The 20,158-nt window shown below is 46.9% G+C and carries 6 protein-coding genes; 4 read left to right on the forward strand and 2 right to left on the reverse strand.

Features of this window, described 5'->3' with window-relative positions:
* Positions 1 to 4: 4 nt before the first annotated feature.
* A complete protein-coding gene (locus tag FS818_RS02340; RefSeq protein ID WP_145329222.1) occupies positions 5 to 2,455 on the forward strand; it encodes a flavocytochrome c in 2,451 nt (816 codons plus the stop codon).
* A 197-nt stretch (positions 2,456 to 2,652) separates the two neighbouring features.
* On the opposite strand, the gene FS818_RS02345 is transcribed toward FS818_RS02340, so the two are convergent.
* Both FS818_RS02345 and FS818_RS02350 read right to left on the reverse strand, forming a co-directional pair.
* The gene (locus FS818_RS02345; protein WP_145329224.1) at positions 2,653 to 3,918 is read right to left on the reverse strand and encodes an MFS transporter; all 1,266 of its coding nucleotides are present in this window, start codon (positions 3,916 to 3,918) and stop codon (positions 2,653 to 2,655) included.
* Complete coding sequence (locus tag FS818_RS02350; protein WP_145329226.1) at positions 3,918 to 4,568, reverse strand: TetR/AcrR family transcriptional regulator; 651 nt, start codon at positions 4,566 to 4,568, stop codon at positions 3,918 to 3,920. The genes FS818_RS02345 and FS818_RS02350 overlap by 1 nt, the downstream gene beginning before the upstream one ends.
* 247 nt (positions 4,569 to 4,815) lie before the next feature.
* On the opposite strand from FS818_RS02350, the gene fabD reads away from it, so the two are divergent.
* From fabD to FS818_RS02365, 3 genes are read left to right on the forward strand one after another with little or no spacing between them, the layout of a single operon-like run.
* Positions 4,816 to 6,024, forward strand: a complete 1,209-nt coding sequence (gene fabD, locus FS818_RS02355; RefSeq protein ID WP_186375394.1) for an ACP S-malonyltransferase — start codon at positions 4,816 to 4,818, stop codon at positions 6,022 to 6,024.
* Positions 6,017 to 8,602, forward strand: a complete 2,586-nt coding sequence (locus FS818_RS02360) for a non-ribosomal peptide synthetase (protein ID WP_145329230.1) — start codon at positions 6,017 to 6,019, stop codon at positions 8,600 to 8,602. The genes fabD and FS818_RS02360 overlap by 8 nt, the downstream gene beginning before the upstream one ends.
* An 18-nt stretch (positions 8,603 to 8,620) precedes the next feature.
* Positions 8,621 to 20,158: a non-ribosomal peptide synthetase gene (locus tag FS818_RS02365; RefSeq protein WP_145329232.1), complete on the forward strand. Its 11,538-nt coding sequence runs from the start codon at positions 8,621 to 8,623 to the stop codon at positions 20,156 to 20,158.

Consider the following 20,158-nt stretch of genomic DNA (forward strand, 5'->3'; position numbering starts at 1 on the left):
TACAATGAAAATCATAGCGATCGTGGGCACCAACGCAAAGAAATCGTATAATCGCAAGCTGCTTCAGTTCATGCAAAAACATTTTGAGTCCAGAGCTACCATTGAAATTCTCGATATTACCGATGTTCCGATGTTTAATCAATCCGATAACCAGACGAACAGTGCCATTATACAATCGTTTAACGAAAAAATTACCGCAAGTGATGGTGTCATTATTGCAACTCCGGAATACAACCATTCCATTCCTTCATCCCTGAAAAGCTTGCTGGAATGGCTGAGCTTTGAAATCCATCCGCTGGCAGGAAAGCCGGTTATGATTATTGGTGCGTCACAGGGAACGCAAGGTTCGTCTCGTGCACAGCTGCATCTTCGTCAAATTCTGGATGCGCCGGGTGTTGAAGCGAACGTGATGCCGGGGTACGAGTTTTTGCTGGGCAGTGCACATAAAGCGTTTGACGAAGCAGGCAACCTGAACAGTGAAGGTACGATTGATTTCCTGGAGATATGTTTCTTGCGGTTCCTCCGGTTTGCGAAAATATCCAATCAGCTCAACGAGGAAGAAGAGTTCACCTATAAACCGGGTGTGTATGAAGTCAATGCGATTGGTCACAGCGGCAATCTGCCGATGAAGGTATCCTTTAGTGAAAATCGGATCGAACGTATTGATATCGATTCCCAGGGAGAAACCGAAGGCATCGCCGATGTTGTTTTTGTAAGAATACCGAATAAAATCATTGAAGGACAGACGCTGAATGTAGATGCGCTATCCGGTGCTTCCGAGACAAGTAACGCGGTCATCAACGGTGTCGCGAAGGCAGTCAAGCTGGCCGGAGTGAACCCGGACATTCTGAAAAGACGTGCAAAACCTGCCAGCAGCCAGATGAAGGATGATGAAGAATATACTTGCGATGTGGTTGTTGTAGGGGGAGGCGGCGCTGGACTCAGTGCGGCTGCTACAGTTCTACAGCAGGGGGCAAGTGCAATTGTGCTTGAGAAATATCCTGCTGTTGGCGGTAACACGATCCGTTCAGGTGGTCCTGTTAACGCGGCAGACCCTGCATGGCAACAGCAGTTTAGTGAAAATCCGGGAGAAAGACAAACGATTGAGAACCTGTTAAGTACCGATGAGAGCCTGATTCACCCGGAATATATCGATGATTTCCATGCGCTGAAGGCAGAATTTGCAGCATATCAGGAGAAGTTTGGTACGGAAAAGGCTTATTTATTCGATTCCCCGCTACTGCACAGAATGCAAACGTATTTCGGGGGCAAACGAACCGACTTGAACGGCACCACGATCTATGGACAGTATGATTTGGTCAAAGTACTTACAGACCGTGCCTTGGAAAGTGTGCAGTGGCTTGAAGATATCGGGGTCGAATATGATAAAAGTATCGTATTTGCTCCGGTCGGTGCCCTGTGGCGACGTGGTCATAAACCTGTCAAAAGTTATGGCTCTGCCTTTATCATCGCGCTTAGTAAATATGTAGAAGACAATGGCGGACAAATCATTACAGATAGCCCGGTTAAACAGCTAATCATCGAAGACGGAAAAATTGCAGGTGTCATTGCAACGGGTGTAAATGGTCAGAAAATTACGATTCATGCAAAAGCGGTTGTGCTTGCCAGTGGTGGTTTTGGTGCAAATACGCAGATGCTTAAGGAATATAACACATACTGGAGCCATATTGACGATGATATCAAAACAACGAATTCCTACGCGATGACGGGTGACGGAATATCGCTTGGCAAGAGTGCAGGAGCCGCGCTGACAGGTATGGGCTTCACGCAAATGATGCCGGTAGCCGATCCGGAAACAGGCGAGCTCTTCAGCGGACTGCAAGTACCGCCTGAAAACTTTGTCATTGTTAACAAAAAGGGAGAACGGTTTGTCAACGAATTCTCTGGGCGGGATGTCTTAACCAAAGCGGCAATCGAACAGGGAAGTTTATTTTATCTAATCGCTGACGATGAGATTAAGAAAACCGCAGCCAATACCAGCCAGGAAAAGATAGATCGACAGGTTGAAGCGGGTACTCTGTTTAGAGCGGATACCATTGAAGAACTGGCAGTGAAAGTGGGGATGGACCCTCAGGTTCTCAGATCGACCGTGGATAAGTATAACTCTTACGTAGATGCGGGCTTTGATCCCGAGTTCCACAAGGATACGTTTAGTTTAAAAGTGGAGAAGGCTCCATTTTACGCTACGCCTAGAAAACCTGCGGTCCACCATACGATGGGCGGCATCAAGATCGATACCCAAACCCGCGTACTGGATGAAAACGATCAGCCGATTGCCCATCTGTACGCCGCCGGGGAAGTGGCAGGGGGGATTCATGCAGGCAACCGTTTAGGAGGGAATGCCTTGACAGACATCTTTACGTTTGGACGAATCGCGGGTAAAACGGCTGTTGAAGAAATGAATCATGTGGCAAATGTGAGAATAGGACGCTAGAGGTATGAGTCAATCCTTAAACCACTTCATTTTTGAAGTGGTTTATTTGCTGTTTTTCCCACTATAAAAGAGCACTCAGTGGCAGACAGAACAATGGTTTGTCAGTTGATGTAAACGGAGTACCCCCTGAAATAAACATCGAGATCACGCGCACGTATCCGATGAATCTCAGGGGGCATTTGGTTTGGAAAATATGATTATGGCGTAGCCTGTTCGGCAGTTGCAGGTGCCGTGGTTTTGCGAACAAGTCCCGGAAGTGATCTCAAATAGAAGAAACTAACGGCGACTGTGCATATAGCCAGTGTGAGATGAAGCCATGTCACATTGATCCATACAGGGAAGGCCAAGCTGATCGTTCCGAGTGCCAGAGAATGGCCCAGCATCATAACGGGTTCAATGAGTGAATTTACACGTCCCATATTCTGAGGCGGAACAAGTTCTGGAAGCCAGCTACCAAGTGCGATGTTGATAGGAGCAATGGCGATCCCTGCCAGCAGAATAATAACGAAATAAAGTTCCACACGAGGTACGAGGCCCAATCCAGCCAGGAGCAGGCTTGCTAAAAATAGGCAAGTGATCAGAATGGGTGTTCTTGTGTAACGCCGAATCAGAATGGGTCCCAAAATACTGCCGATCAAGAAACCAATCCCCATAAAAACAGTGACAAGGGACGAATGGACAACATACTGATCCGGGCTAAGTTTGTACTTCATTGAAAAGATTGGAAGGACGGAAAAAACTCCGTTAACTATACCAAAAAACATGAATCCACTAATTAAAATCAGCAGGAGCCGGTTATGTATAATATATTGAAGCCCCTGCCAGAAGTCTTTGATGACAAGAGAAAATCGTAGATCACGTACACGGTTTTTTCCGTTCGGCATGCGTGCCTGTTCGGGAAATTTGGCCCAGGCGAGAAGGAAACCAGATAACAGGAAACTGCACAAGTCCACGATAATAGCTCCCTCGATACCAATAAAATGGTATGCCGTTGCTCCCAGACTCAGTCCAAAAAGCATAAATACACCTGAGATGATCTGAATAAGTCCAGATGCGTGAACGTACTGATCTGGACCGATGCTACCTTGAAGAAGTCCCATTTCGGCCGGGCCGAAAAACTTGGAAATGGAACTGCGCAGAAAAAGAATCAGAAAGCACATAAACAGCACGTCATAGTGAACAAAAAGCAGCAATAACAAGGTTAACAAAGCTCTGATCCAGTCACTGTATGTAGCGATATGTTTACGATCAAAACGGTCTGCAACGACTCCAACAATCCAGAAAACGGCCAAGGTTGGAAGGGAATACATAAGCTCTGCCATACTGGCTAAAGACGGCTGGTTGCTGAAACGATCCACCATATAATAAGCGAACGCCATATTTCCAACGACATTTCCCAGCTGCGAAGTGAAGGTTGCCAGAAAGAGCTTCAAGAAAGTTGGATTACGGAAAAGTTCCTGCATTAGTTTTCCTCCGAATGGTCAGGTTCGTGAATCATTACGGGGTGTAACAGTGTTTTCAGATACGCGAGTAACGCCTCAAACTGCATGCTGGTTTTAGCCTTTTCGGTACCTACCGTGATGGAATGTGTCATAATTCCTTCCTGATATGATGCAGCGAGTCTGGAAATGTCCATCACGTCCATGTCAGGAGAGAATTCTCCTCGCTCCACGCCAATCCGAATTAAGGTTGCGAACTGTGCAACACCCGAATTGTAGCGCTCAATCAGTAAGTTCCGGCGTTCTTCATCGCGTGAGCCAATCAGAGAGTATTCATAGAAAGCAGATTGTAGTCCCGCATTCGGGAAACGAAGCAGATCCTGCAATTGCTGCGTATAGAGATCCTGGATAATTTTCCAGACGGATGACGAAGAGTGGATCAATGTTTCGATGTGTTCTTTGTAACGCATATCTTGCCAATGAAGCAGTGCCTCGAAGATTTCTTCTTTGCTTTGATAATATAGATAGATCCAGCCTCTGCTCATACCGGCTTCTTCGACGATATCTTTTAGCGTTGTTGCCCCATAACCCTTGTATTCAAATGCACGTTTCGCTGCTTCAAGAATTTGCAAAGTCCTTAGTTCCTTCTGATCGTCGGATAACTTTGGAGACATCGGATCAGTTCCTCCTTTTCTTAAAAATGAATCACGATTTATTATAATATAAATGACATGCAGTTCATTTTGCAATGGGTAAAAAAAATAAATTGATCTGTTTAAGGCAGTGTTGATATAATGTGTTCAAATGTAAAGAAATTGTATTATAATCCTTAAATTTCAATTATGATTAGATGATTAAATCATGTAACAACGTAGAATGAATATCAAATATTGTCGAATATCTGGTTCTGAGGGGGATGTTATGCAAACGGCACTGCTGTTTCCGGGTCAGGGATCGCAATACATAGGCATGGGACAGGATCTGTTTACCCGTTCCATAGTAGCCAGAAGAACGTTTGAAGAGGCCTCAGAAATCTTGGGATACAGCGTATCGAACCTTTGTTTTCAAGGAAGTGAGGCAGATTTAACCCGGACCGATTACGCTCAGCCGTGTATTTTGACGGTTGGCATCGCTGCCTTTCGTGTGTTAGTGGAGAGAATGGAACGTGAGCCAGTCTATTTAGCAGGGCACAGTCTTGGAGAAATTACGGCGCTGACTGCTTCAGGAGCATTGCATTTTGCAGATGCCGTTCGCCTTGTACGTTTTAGAGGCATGTTGATGCGGGATGCCCAGAAGCATAAAGCTGGCTCCATGATGGCTGTCCATGGGCTTACCCCTCAAGTCATTGAGAAGGAATGCCTTGAGCCTGAATATCGAGGCCTAGTGGTCATTTCCAATCTGAATTCCAGCCGCCAAACTGTCGTTTCAGGTCAAGTGAATGCGCTTACAAAAATAAAAGAACGATTTACTGACTTGGGAGGTCATGTTACACCGCTTCAGGTGGACGGCGCTTTCCATAGCCCATTCATGAAGAACGCGGCCATGCAATTGTATGATGAACTTCGCCTTATCCCTTTTCATTCCATGCGTTATTCCGTACTTTCCAATGTTACTGCTCTTCCTTATCCTAATGTGAATTGCATCCCCTCTTTTTTATCGGAACAAATGGTAGAAAGGGTCCGCTGGCAAGGATGTGTGCAATTCCTAATGGAGAGGCAGGTTTACAACCTGATTGAGGTTGGGCCAGGTAGCGTGTTAAGTAATATGCTTCGAAGAGAGAAGCTTGATGCATGTATGATCCAGTCTATGGACACAAAGGAGTATCTGCAGAAGCTGATCAAGGAGAGTCTTCCAAAGGGGAATAGAGCAGTTTCATATGCCCATTATTTAAAAGCGGCACTTTGTGCCAAAAACTACAACATTCACGGGGAAACTTCGAATTATTTGAAAGAGGTTGCGGGGCCGTTTCGGGAACTGGAGCAACTTGCTAGGTCAGGCGATGTTGCAGACGGTAATGCTAAAGCTCTCGAAGCGTTAAATCACATTTTGGATTGTAAGATGACTCCTGCTATTCAACGGGGAGGTATTCTCAGTCATATAGCTGAAGAAGGAGTGGTTCGGCATGTTTAGCACACTCAATGAGGCCCTGAATCATCACACTGTTCTGGAAGAACGAGGAATCACCTTTATTGAAGGAGAATCCCAAAGTGAGTTTTGCAGCTTTGCGGAGCTTTATCGGTCCTCGATGTGTGCCCTGCATCTCCTAAGGAAGAACGGAGTAAGTGAAGGATCTGAAGTGATTTTGCAGTTGGATAACACCCGGGAATTCCTCGTTATTTTCTGGGCCGGCTTGCTGGGTGGGTTCATCCCTGTTCCCTTGACAGTGAGTAAAAATGAAGAATCGCTGACCAAAACGTTACGTGTAACCGGTGTTCTGAACCGTCCCTTTATCGTAGCGGAATCGCGACACGTGGAAGAACTCCGTGAGCATCTGTCCCGCATTCCAGATCGAAATTGTGTTCTACTGGATATCCAGGATCTGATGAACCAGGCCTTCGAACATCAAGAGCAACCTGTTTCTGCTCATCCTGACGATGTTGCCTTTATTCAGTTTTCCTCGGGGACAACGGGAGAACCCAAAGGTGTGAAACTGACACATCGCAAGCTTCTCGCGAACATTTATGATTTGGAAGAACGTTTGGGAGCCACCTCGGAAGATGCTTTTCTCAATTGGATGCCACTGACTCACGACCTCGGCATGATTATGTTCCACTTGCTCCCACTGGTCGCCGGGTTGAATCAGTATCAGATGCCAACTTGGCTTTTCATAAGACGACCTGTTCTCTGGTTGCAATCCGCCAGCCACTTCAAAGCAACAATGCTCGCTTCGCCCAATTTCGGAATCAAGTATTTCTTGAACGCGTATTACAAAGCTGCGAACCAGCGCTCTTTTGATTGGGATTTAACTCCAATTAAAGCGATCGTGAACGGTGCAGAACCTATCGATGTGGACGCATGTCGACAATTTTTAGATGAGATGGCCGTTTTTGGACTTGACGGGAAAACGATGAAAATGGGATACGGCATGGCTGAAGCTTGTGTGGCGGTATGTATTCAGGAGCAGCACGAAGCCTTCACAACGTATTATGTACGTCGAGATACTCTCAGTGTCGGGGACCAGGCTGTTTTTCTATCAAGTGAGGATGAAGCAGGGCTGGCACTCTCTGGAACGGGAACCCCGTTACGAAATAGCCAGGTGAGAATTTGTGATGATTCTGGTCGTACGCTCCCCAAGGGTTATATCGGATATATTCAGATCAAGGGTGCGAATATTACAGACGGATACTATAACAATGAAGAAGCGACCACCAAACTTTTTACGCCGGACGAGTGGGCTCATACAGGTGATCTGGGCTTCCTAATCCATAATCATCTGGTGTTTACGGGGAGAACCAAGGACATCATCATCATTAACGGCTCCAACTATTATCCCTATGATATTGAACGTATTGCAGAGGAATGTACGGATTTGAAGATCAAACGAATGATTGCTTGCGGAGTATACAATGAAGCTACTGGCACGGAAGAGGTTGTATTGTTCGTTTTGTACAGGGACAAGCTGGAAGAGTTCGGGCGTTACGCGGATCAGATTCGCAGACATGTAAATCATGTGATGGGCATTCATCTAAGTGTTATTCTACCGGTTTCCAAAATACATCAAACGACCAGTGGCAAGTTACAGCGTTACAAATATATCGAAAAATATAAAGAAGGAGCATTTCAGAAAGTCGAAGACGAACTAAGCAAGTGGCAGGAAATGCGGGAACAGGAAGCGCTGGTGCATAGGCCTAAGGATGCGATGCAGGAAGCGCTGTTTGAAATATGGAGCAAGCTGCTTGGCAAGAAATATTTCGGAGTCCATGACAGCTTTTTTGAGATAGGTGGAACTTCGATTCTCGTTATTCAGATGCTTGAGGAAGTAGACCTTCTATATCCGGATGTCATCACACTAACTGATATTTTTGCCTATCCTTCTGTGGAACAGCTTGCACAGCTGATTTCCAGTTCAGAGGGATTGTCAAAAAAGGAGATACAGCTACAAGCAGTTCAGTTGGAAGCGCCGTACTTCGAAGCGGAGTGGAGCGGAGCAGAGAATCAGTACCATATGCTGATGTCCTCGTCGCAACGAAATCGATTCCAAACATTTTGTCACGAGTTGCAAGTTGCAGAAGAAGCGGTATGGCTTACCCTTTTTTCGAATGCCATCTATGAAATATCGACCGGACCTAAAGTGACTGTGCATACAATGCTGGACGGCAAGGGCTGGATTGTACCTTTTTACGTGGATTTTGCAGAAGTAGAAAGAATAGAAGAGTTACTCCTTCTGGCCGGTGCGAAGAAAAAAGTGGGCGAAGCAGAAGTATACCACGCGAGAGATATTGAAAGACATGTGACTCGCATTGAACCTGGGAATGCTCGCTGCCTGTTTGCACAAAAAGGGTGGTTGCATACAGAAGATACCCTTCATAACGTATTTGACATGATCATGGAGTGGGAGGACTTAAAAGATACATCGGCGCTTTTTTTCCGCTACAACCCTTCCAGAATGAATGGAGTGCTTATGAAAGAGTTGTTCCAGACCATTGCAGACTCCATAGAGACTCTACTGAGTGTGGATATGGTTCCCAATATATCGGTATCACAGTGAATAGGAAGGGGAGAGCCGATGAAAAAAAGTTTGTTGCCTCGCCGTACGAAGGAAGATCGTACTCCGGCTACAGTTATTGAGGAGCAGTCAGGTAAAGATATCGCGGTGATCGGCATGGCGCTTAAAGTCCCTGGTGCGGATTCACTCGATCAATTCTGGAGCAATCTGTGTCGCGGTGAAGATTGGATTCTTGAGGCTCCAAAGGTCAGAACGTCAGAGGGGGGAATCAAGGCACCACGACGTGGTTATTTGAACGAGATTGACACGTTTGATGATTTCTTCTTTCGTATCCCGCCTAAAGAGGCAACGTTAATGGACCCGTATCAAAGGTTGTTTCTTGAAATTGCATGGAGTGCGATTGAGGATGCAGGCTATGGCGGGGATCGCATAAAAGGAAGTCGGACTGGTGTTTATGTCGGATCAGGACATGAAAACGAGTATAAACAAATGATTGCTTCATGCAATACAGATCTGTTGTCGGCAGCGGCAGTAGGTAACATGTCCTCCGCTATAGCGAGCAGAATCAGTTATTTGCTTGATCTTAGAGGTCCAAGTCTGGTCATTGATACAGCCTGTTCTTCATCGTTAATGGCTGTTCATCTAGCTTGCCAGGCACTGCTCTCCAGAGAGTGTGACATGGCTATCGCTGGAGGCATTCAAATCATTCTAGATCCACAAGCCGAACAGCCCCAGATCGGCATTGAGTCCCCTTCGTCTAAAGTCAGGGCGTTTGATGAAGAAGCTGACGGGACGGTAAGAGGAGAGGGCATGGGCGCGATTCTACTTAAACCTTTGTCCAGAGCCATTGCGGACAATGATCTTGTATATGCCGTAATTAAAGCGAGTGTCTCCAATCAGGATGGTAAATCCATAGGCATTACGTCACCTAACCGGGCGGCTCAGGAACAGCTTCTTATTCGTGCTTGGGAGCGTGCAGGTATTCACCCGGCCTCATTATCCTATATCGAAACGCATGGTACAGGAACACCGATCGGTGATCCGATTGAGGTTCGTGCTATCCATAATGCGTTCCGTGTGTATACCGATAAAGTCCAGTTCTGTGCGATCGGCTCACTTAAGCCCAATATCGGACATTTGTATCATGCAGCTGGCATTGTTAGTTTTATTAAATCAGCGTTGGCGCTTCATCATGAACAGCTTCCGCCTTCGCTCTATTTTGAAAAGCCCAACCCGCAAATCGAATTTGCGAATTCTCCTGTATATGTCAATGCTCACTTATCGGATTGGAAGAGAGGTACGGATGTACGCCGATGCGGAGTAAGCTCTTTCGGTATGAGTGGCACCAATTGTCACGTTGTACTGGAAGAGGCAAGCGAAAGAAAGGTTTTTCTTTCGCCGAATACACAGAACGGACCTTCCTTGTTCACTTTATCTGCCAGAACGCTAACCTCTTTGCGGTCTCTGATCGATAAATATCGTCTTTTTCTTCTTACATCTGATCCACAATCTTTTGCAAACATTTGTTATACCTCGAATATTGGTAGAGGCGTGTACGAGTACAAACTTGCAGTAATAGCACATCACCATCAAGAGTTACAGGACAAGCTGGCATGGTTGCAGCATGAGACTTTCACCGGGCAATACGGTGAATTGGCGGAGGGAATCTGGTTCGGTGGACCTGAGCAGGATAGAACCTTAACTTCCTCCGAATTGGACTCAAACGTGGCGATGCCAAGTCTGGTAAATGTTAATGTCTTGTATAAGATTGCTACCCAGTACGTTAATGGTCAACCCATCGATTGGAAAGATCTCCATGCTGGAAGCGGCAAGCGTGTAGTTTCAGTTCCGACATATGCATTCGATCAACATCGGCACTGGATTGTTCCTATGTTGGTGTCAGAGAGCAGAGGGGAAGTTAACCACAAACCGGAGGGAAAAAAGGAGAATTCAACGATGGAAAATCGGGTTGTCCAGGACGCAAATATTCTTTCCTTCACAAGCGCGGTACAGGAAATGATGTCGAATATCTCAGGATACTCTCCGGAAGACATCGGGATAAATCGAAATTTCATGGAACTTGGTATGGATTCTATCTTGCTGGTCAATGCCAAACATGCAATTAAAAATCAATTTGGCGTAGATATTCCGATGCATCTGTTTTTTGAAGAGATGTCTACCGTCGCTGAAGTAGGGAAATATATTGCCAGTCAATCGCAGCAATTGCCAGAGTCTCCGATTCTAAACGGGCAAACAGAGGATAAGAGAGTGCCTCGGGATGCCGCACGTTTGCAAAATGTATATGTACATCCGTACGCAGCATCAGCAGAGGAAGAGAGCGAATCGAGTAATCAATCCGTAGCAGGTTCAGGTCTGGAGGGGATTGTACAGAAGCAACTGGACTTGATGACTCTCCAACTTTCCATGTTACAGGCAGGTTCTGCAGGATCGGAAGCTTCTGCAATTCGTTTGTCGGCGGCGACGGCAGTGCAGGCGAATAAACCGGTGAAAAAAGACTATTTCGACGATTTGGCGGAGAGCCCGAGCGTGCCCTCTAATTTTACAAAAGAACGTGTACCGACCAATCGGCCCTATGTCCCGTTCCAGAAGCTTGAAACGCATTCGAAAACAGGATTGAACCCTGTACAAGAGCATTTTATAGATGAATTTATTTCCAGATATACTGCCAAAACAGTGCGATCACAGCTTCACACACAAGCTTTCCGTAAAGTGGTGGCTAATAATCGCAATGTGGCAGGTTACCGCCCCTACTGGAAGGATATCGTCTATCAGATCGTCGTTGATCAGGCCGAAGGATCTAACATTACGGATATCGATGGGAATCGTTATATTGACTTGACGATGGGCTTCGGTGTGAACCTGTTCGGCCATCAGGTGTCTTTTATTAACGAAGCAATGCAAGAGGCTGTTCAGAAGGGAATGTGTGTTGGCCCGATCAATGCAAATGCTGGTCAGGTTGCATCTGCCTTGCGTGAATTGACTGGAATAGAACGTGCCGCGTTTTTTAATTCCGGGACAGAAGCGATCATGGTTGCCATGCGTTTGGCTCGAGCGGCTACAAACCGAAAAAAAATAGTGGTCTTTTCAGGTTCTTATCACGGTACTTTCGATGGTGTTTTGGCCATGAGTGCAGGACTCGGAGGCAGTAGCACACCAATCGCTCCAGGGATTTTGCAAGGTATGGTGGAAGACCTCATTGTCCTGAATTACGATCATCCCGAATCACTGCGGATGATCGAACAGCGTGCTGGAGAGCTGGCAGCAGTACTGGTAGAACCGGTACAAAGCCGTAGGCCAGACATTCAGCCAACCGCCTTTCTCCAAAAGCTGCGTTCGTTGACCGCCTCAGAGGGCATCGCTTTGATTTTTGATGAAGTCATCACCGGATTCCGCATTCATCCTGGAGGTGCGCAGGCATGGTTCGGCATTGAAGCCGATATGGTGGTCTATGGCAAGGTGGTCGGTGGAGGTTTGCCGATTGGCATCGTCGCTGGAAAAGAACGATATTTGGACGGCATAGACGGAGGAATGTGGTCTTTTGGGGATTCCTCGTTCCCTCCGCATGAAGAACGGAGAACTTTTGTAGCCGGAACGTTCTGCCAGCATCCGTTGGCTATGAATGCTGCTCTGGCAGTCCTGCGGCGGTTGCAGGAGGAAGGTCCGGCCCTTCAGGAGCAATTGAACAGGAAGACGGCGGCTTTGGCAGACAGACTGAATCATTACTTTGCAGAAGAACTGGTGCCGCTTGAGATTGTGCATTTTGGTTCCTTGTTCCGTTTTGTGCAAAAGTCTGATCTGGAGCTTCTGTACTATTTGTTAATCGAGAAAGGAATTTATATTTGGGAAGGCCGAAACTGTTTTTTATCGACGGCTCATTCGGAAGCAGATATTGATCGTATTGTAGATGCCGTTCAATCGAGTATAGAGGAATTGCGAAGTGCCGGATTCCTGCCTCCGAGTTCACCGACCTCGCCGGGAGGCGGGAGAAAGCAAGCCAGTAAAGCAGTGGCGGTAGAAGCACGAAAACAAGCCGAGATCCACCCGCTTACATCGGAACAGACGCAACTCTGGTTCGCATCTCTGGCCAATGATAATATGAGCCATGCTTACGTGGAGTCTGTCGTACTTCGTTTGGAAGGAGCAGTGGATACCAAAAGGTTACGGGAAGCCGTTCGTTATGTGGTCCAAAGACACGGGATGTTGCGAACCCACTTCTCTAACGATGAAGGGCTGTATTACACGGAGCCGTTTGAGAACGTAGCTTCGAAAATTATGTTTGAAGAAGCCGAAGGTTTAGAAGAATCAGAAGCCTTGCCCGAAGCCATTCAACAGAAATGGAGCAATGGATTTGATCTGTCGAATAGTCCTTTGATCCGATTCTGTCTGCTACATCTCGGGCATCAGCAGTACAGACTCATCATGCAAGTGCATCATCTCGTAGCAGATGGCTGGTCCATTGTTCAGATTCTGAAAGAGATTGCTGGGTACTATACGACGCAAAATCGGTTGCAGTCCCCTGACTCTGTATTGTTTTCTGCATTTGCACAGTGGCAACTTAATCTGCCGCTGGAGGAGAAGCAACATGCAAGGGAGTTTTGGACCAGACGGCTTTCCACTCCGATGCCGGAGCTGGTTGTATCTGCTCGGCTCGCTTCGGAGTCTGTCTCACTTTATCCGGGAATGCGTCTGTACAGGAGCTTGAACACTGAATTCACGGCAGGGTTGAGGGCATTCGGTAAAAAAAAGGGTGTCTCCTTGTTTATGCTGATGCTTGCGGCTTATAACATGCTGTTATCTCGAATTTCAGGTCTCCGGCAGATCACGGTTGGTATTCCCGTGGCTGGTCAGCTACAGATGGGGCTGCCCCAATTGGTGGGTCAATGTGTCAACTTACTGCCCTTTTCAAGCCAGTTGCCAGCTAAGGAAGAACTATCCGGATACGCGACACTAGTAAGAGGAGAAATGCTTGAGCTACTGGAGCACCAGCGTTGCTCTTACGTAGACATCGTTACGGCACTAGTCACGGAAGGAGAGTCTGTTTATCCTCCGGTCATCAACACCATTTTTAATTTTGACAAAACGCCTGAATTACACTTCGGAGACCTGAGAGTACAGCTTAAGTCGTTTCAGCCATCGTCCTTCAAATACCCGATCAGCATGAATGTCCTTGAGATGGATCAAGAATTGGTGCTGGAATTAGATGTGGGGGATGGAGTATGTGGACGGGAAGAGGCCGAAGGCTGGCTTGAAACATACACCTTATTACTGGATACGGTTGAGTCCAAAGTATGGAAGGAAGGAAAGGCAGAGCCCAATTCTCGGTGTAGTAAAATACATACTTTATTATCGACACCATCGTTCGTTTCATCCGAGAAGCTTGCCACTTCCCTTAATCCGTGCGGAAATGATCTCACTACCGAGCAAGCTCGGAAAAACTTAAATGATAGAGCTGCAGGGTATGCCCCTCCGGTTACGGAAATGCAGATCAGGATTCATCGGATATGGCTTGAAATAATGAAGTTGGAAAACGCCGGCATTCATGATCATTTCCTGGCGGTGGGTGGTAATTCACTTGCAGCTACAGTCATTACGGCCCGACTTCAAAAAGAATTAGGAATCAACGTTCCGCTAAGTCTGTTGTTCCGCCATTCAACGATTGCCGAGTTGGCACAAGTGCTGGACGAGGTTCCCACCGCTGAACCCATGCGGATTCCGAAGGCACGTCCAGCCCAGTGCTACCCACAGTCTGCTTCTCAGCGTTCGATCTTTGCTGTAGAGAAACTGGGTAGAGCAGGTACGGCTTACAACGTCACCGGACTGATTACCGTGGATGGCTCGCTTGACCTGCAACGCTTGAATGTGGCGGCCAATGCACTGGTGAAGAGACATGAATGTTTGCGAACCTCTTTTGATCTGGATGAAGATGAGCCGGTACAGCGTGTGTTCAACGAGGCAACCATGGAAATTCCCATGCATTTGTTGGACAGTGATACAACGGAGGAAACGATTCTGCGCACGATCCGGCCGTTTGACCTCGAACAAGCACCGCTGATGCGGATGGAGTACTGGACTGAGCCAAAGGAATCGGGTCGGCAGTATTTGCTGATGGATATGCACCATCTGATCGCAGATGGACTTTCAGCGAATCTGCTGCTGGAAGAGTTAGTTCAGTTGTATGACGGACAAAGCTTGCCAGCTGTCCCACTGCATATGAAGGACTTCACCCAATGGCAGTTGGGACGCTTCGGCGCAGGAGATATGAGGGAAAGTAAGAAATACTGGGCTCAGCAGTTCAAGGACGGAATTCCGCGGCTGGATTGGGGAATTTATCATCAGCGGCCTGCTGTACGCAGTTATGAAGGAGCAAGATACGGGTTCAAGCTTCCTGACGAAATTCTGGCACGTATCAAGGCATATGCCGCGGATGAGAAAGTCACGTTATACAGCTATTTTCTAGCTGCATATAAGGTGATGCTGTCTAAATATTCTGTTCAGGAGCACATCATGGTTGGCACAACGGCATCGGGACGGTTGTATTCGGATATCGAACGAACTCCCGGTATGTTCGTCAATACTATTCCGTTGCGAAGCGATCTCTCAGGCAACCAGTGGTTCTCCAAGCTGGTCCATGAAGTGCAGGTAAATGCGGTGCATGCATTGGAGCATCAGGAATATCCGCTGGAACAATGGATTGCTCTCGAGAACGGGGAGCGGGATTCGGGTCGGAATCCTTTGTTTGATGCGGTTTATGTTTACCAACATGAGGCTCTTTCTACGGAGCCGCAAATAGGTGGTGGCGTCAAGTTCACGGCTTCCGAGTACAAAAACAGGATGGCCAAGTTTGACCTGACACTGGAAGTTGTAGAGAGACCAAATGGACTGCATCTCGATCTTGAATATTGTACGGAAGTATTTCACCCTGAAGCTATAGAAGCAATGGCTGGACACGTAGTTGCCATCTTGGAAGCTGTGTCCCATCAACCTGACGTTTCTATCTCGGAAATCAGCTTGCTCCATGCTTCGGAAACCAAGCAGCTGCTCCATGAATTTAATGAAACGGATAACCAGCGGCTCCTTGATCAGCCGATCTTCGTTTTATTTGAAGAACAAGTTCAACGAACACCTGATGCCATAGCAGTATCTTGTGCAGGCGTGCAACTCACCTACCTTGAGCTTAACATGAGAGCCAATCGATTTGCTCAGGTGTTGAAGGAGCAGGGAGTGCTGCGAGAGATGGCCGTTGGCCTGGTTATGAGGCGATCTCCCGACCTGCTGGCAGCCATCCTCGGTATATGGAAAGCAGGTGCCTGTTATGTGCCGATCGATCCGTCGTACCCGAGGGACCGTATCCGTTATATATTAGACGACTGTAAGGCACAGTGGGTCATTGCGGATGAAGCCTATGAGGAATTGTGCAATTTTTCGGGTTCAGTAATGCTGACGGAGGAAGTGCACGGAAACGTACCTTTAACACCAGTGAACCTTGAACGAATTGCCGGGCCTGACGACCTGGCCTACATCATCTATACATCAGGTTCTACGGGCAAGCCCAAGGGCGTTATGGTAGAACATCGAGGTTTGACCAACTACATTCGTTGGGCAGATCAGACCTATGTACGAGGGGAAAAGATTCGTTTTTCGTTGTATTCATCCATTTCATTTGACTTGACGGTAACATCGATGTTTACACCCCTACTGTCGGGGAACCAAATTATTATTTATGCGGAAGATGTGGAGTTCGCGCTTGAACGGATTTGTGAAGATGGTGAAGTGGATCTCATTAAATTAACGCCTTCCCATCTAAAACTCCTGTCTCTTTATAACACAAAAGGATCAAGCTTGAAGCGTTTTATCGTAGGTGGTGAAGCATTCGAGAGCTCCGCGGCAGCGGATATTATCTCTATGTTCGGTCCGCATGTTGAAATTTACAACGAGTATGGCCCTACCGAGACGGTCGTTGGCTGTATGATCCATCAATACGACCCTGCTGAAACATATAGCGAGGTGCCTATTGGCTGGCCGATTGACAATATGCGGTTATATGTTTCCGATGAACAAGGGAATTTGCAGGCGAAACATCTTCCCGGAGAACTGTGTATTGCCGGTATTGCCGTAGCCAGAGGATATGTGAATCAGCCTGAGCTGACCGAGGAGAAGTTTGTATCGGACAGGTTCCATGAACCCGGCAAGGTTTACCGTACCGGAGATCTGGTGCGTTGGTTGCCAGCAGGTGGAATGGAGTATCTAGGCAGAATCGATGAACAAGTTAAAATTCGGGGTCACCGGATTGAAATGGGAGAGATTCGCAATTTGATTCTCGCATATTCATCTATTCGCGAAGCGGCAGTGATTGTTCAAGAGACGGAGAGTAGAGGGAAGCATCTGTGCGCTTTCTATGTCTCGACAGAAAAGTTGGAGACGTCGGTGCTGGAAAGTTATCTCTCGGCATATCTACCTCAATATATGTTGCCGTCCGAGTATATTCGTTTGGATCGACTCCCGCTTTCTGCCAATGGAAAGGTGGATATCAAGAAACTACCTGTTATGTTGGCAGAGCAGGCTCCGTTCGAGCATCCACCTCTGGTTGAAATCCTTGGTGAGGCGGAGTTGTTGCAAGCATGGCGTGAAATACTCAAAGCGCCTGATGCCAGCAGAGATGATCAATTTATGCGACTTGGCGGGGATTCGATCAAGGCAATCCAGATTGCGGCTCGTATGAAAAAGTGTGGATATCGGCTTGAATCGGCTGAAATTTTACGTTTGAAAACGGTGAGCAGCATTGCCCCAATGCTTATTCCGATGGACGATACATCACCCGGCAGCGCTTCAGAGCCTATAGAGGGTGATGTACCTCTGTCGCCTATTCAACACTGGTTTTTCAAGCAAAATTTTGCCGAAATGAATTATTGGAATAACAGCGTGACGCTGATTAGTGTTACGAGGTTCAACGAACGGTTTGTCAGAGAAGCACTCCGATTGCTCACGGTTCATCATGATGCACTGCGAATGACATTTAAGCGAAATGGCAACCACAACCACATTCAGCAATCTTGTCAACATTCGGACCGGCAGGCTTTTGCCTTCCAAGAAGCGGAGTCAATAGAGGAGACGAATAGCGAGCAATTCAAGGCTGTGAAGGAACGAATGATGGAAGAAATGCACCGGGCAATGGATCTGGAGCGCGGACCATTAGTACAGGCGGGCCTCATCCAGGGATCAGATCGGGACGAATTAATCTTTACGATTCACCATTTAGTCATTGATGCCATATCTTGGCGCATTTTACTGGATGATTTTTATGATATCTACCTTGCTCTAGAAAAGGACATGAAGCCGATCTTGCCTTCTATATCCGATTCTTACCGGGACTACGCACAGAGAATGCATACGTATGCTTCTATTGGTGAATGGAAGGATGAGGCGCAATATTGGAAGAATCTATCGGTTCGGCAGGTTTCATCGCTCATCGGGGACGGGGTAAACACGAAGGGGCAGGTTCGAGATAGTGAAGTGGCAAGCCTTCATTTTACACAAAAAGCTACTACGACCCTCGTGCAATTGACGACTGAGCGATACGAGGCGGATACAGCGTCTTTGTTGCTAGCCGCGTTAGGTACTGCAATGGGGGCTATGGGTGTTCAAGATGGCCTATGGGTCAACATGGAGGGACACGGTCGGGAAAGTTTCGGTGAAATTGTGGATTATTCACGAACGGTCGGCTGGTTTACATCCCATTACCCGATTTATCTGGATATCTCAGCAGCCAAAACGCCGCACCTTTATGTGGCACAGCTTCATCATGATTTGCAACGCATCCCTAACAGGGGAGCTGGATTTAACATATTAAAGTACATGCAGCCTGAAACAGAGACCAGATTGTTCAATGGATCTGAGATTGAGCCACAAATTTGCTTCAACTATCTTGGTGAAATGCATGACCATCGTTATCAAAATCTGTTTCGGCTTTCGCAGCTTCCCATGCATGGAACGGAGAGTCCAGATGCGGATCGCCCATTTGCGATCACTTGTAATGTGCTCATATCGGACGGGCGGATGCTGGTGGAATTTGATTACAATAAACATCAGTTCCAAGCAGAAACCATCCAGAGAATGCTGCAAGGTTTCCTTAATGGTTTGCAAGACATGATGTATGCCGGTGAGGGAGAGATGGTTACAGAAGAGGAACATGAGGGATTTCAGCTGGTACCTTCTGCAGAAAGGGATGTCCTTGAACAGGTAGCACCTTTTCCAATGCTCAAAGCTTATCCGCTGTCACCTATGCAGGAAAGTATGTTGTTTCATTATCTCCGCTTTCCGGATTCCACGGCTTATGAGGAGCAATGTGTCATTCATTTGCAAGGTGACCTTGACTCAGAGCGGCTTAGAGACTGCTTTCAGCAGGTGGTTAATCAACATGACATCCTTCGTACCTTTTTTGCCTTGCGTGGGCTCGAACGGCCGCTTCAGGCAGTGGCGAAGTCATGGAACCTTCCCTTTGAGTTTATGGATTGGACGGCGGAACATGGCGGATGTGAGCCCGAGAAGCTTCAACAGTATCTTCGACAAAATCGTGAACGGCGCTTTAATCTATTTGGTGAGGTACCTCTGAGAGTAACACTTATTCGAACAGACGGTAACGCGTATAGTCTGGTTTGGAGCTTTCATCATATTTTGCTTGATGGGTGGAGTGTAGGCCTTCTTCTTAGTAGTATCTTCGATCTATACGCCGATCTGTCTGATATACAATCGCTTGTTTCAGCGCCGCACTATGGGGAATACATCGGGTGGCTTGAAGAACGAGATCCGTCCGTGGCTGAATCGTACTGGGCGAAGTATTTAGCTGAATACCGCAGTAAAAATGTGCTGCCACGGTTAAAAGGATCAAGCGGTGAGTATGTAAGGGAGGAACTAACCCGTAACTTGCCAGAAACGCTCCAGGAAGCACTTAAGCAATTATCCGCCGAGTACGGTTTGACGCTAAATATTTTGTTTCAGGCTGCTTGGGCGACGGTATTGCAAAATCTCAACGAAACCGAAGATATGATCTTTGGCGCAGTGGTATCGGGCAGAAGTGTCGAGGTGCAAGATATCGAGAACATGATGGGGCTATTCATTAATACGATTCCTGTTCGGGTCAAGTCGGCATCGGGTACCTTTTTGGAACTTGCATCACAACTTCAGTGGGAACAGATGGAGAAAGAACCCTATTCCCATATTCCACTATCTTCGATCCAAAAGTCTGGCGGCGGGGCAGTTCTGGATCATATCCTTGTATTTGAAAATTATCCGCTGGAACTCCAGCTTCCTTCCGGACTGGAAATGGTAGATTACGATTTACGTGAGTATACAAGCTATGATTTCAATCTGATTATAGAGCCGCATGAGAACTTCCTCATTCGATTTGTATACAACAGTGCCGCACATAGAGCAGAAGAGCTGGAAGATTGGATGAACTGTCTGTTCATTGTTCTCAGTCAAATCAGTGGAAATCCGAATGTGTTGTTGAAAGATCTTTTCCCGGATGAAATTGTAACAAATTCAGATGAAGGAGAAAGTCTAATTAAATTCCATTTCTAG

Origin of the sequence: Paenibacillus xylanexedens (assembly GCF_007680605.1) — a bacterium.
GTDB lineage: Bacteria > Bacillota > Bacilli > Paenibacillales > Paenibacillaceae > Paenibacillus > Paenibacillus xylanexedens_B.

Coding starts and splice junctions, on each gene's coding strand:
- FS818_RS02360 (WP_145329230.1), top strand. CDS start 6,017: ATGTTTAGCACACTCAATGAGGCCCTGAATCATCACACTGTTCTGGAA.
- fabD (WP_186375394.1), top strand. CDS start 4,816: ATGCAAACGGCACTGCTGTTTCCGGGTCAGGGATCGCAATACATAGGC.
- FS818_RS02350 (WP_145329226.1), bottom strand. CDS start 4,568: ATGTCTCCAAAGTTATCCGACGATCAGAAGGAACTAAGGACTTTGCAA.
- FS818_RS02345 (WP_145329224.1), bottom strand. CDS start 3,918: ATGCAGGAACTTTTCCGTAATCCAACTTTCTTGAAGCTCTTTCTGGCA.
- FS818_RS02365 (WP_145329232.1), top strand. CDS start 8,621: ATGAAAAAAAGTTTGTTGCCTCGCCGTACGAAGGAAGATCGTACTCCG.
- FS818_RS02340 (WP_145329222.1), top strand. CDS start 5: ATGAAAATCATAGCGATCGTGGGCACCAACGCAAAGAAATCGTATAAT.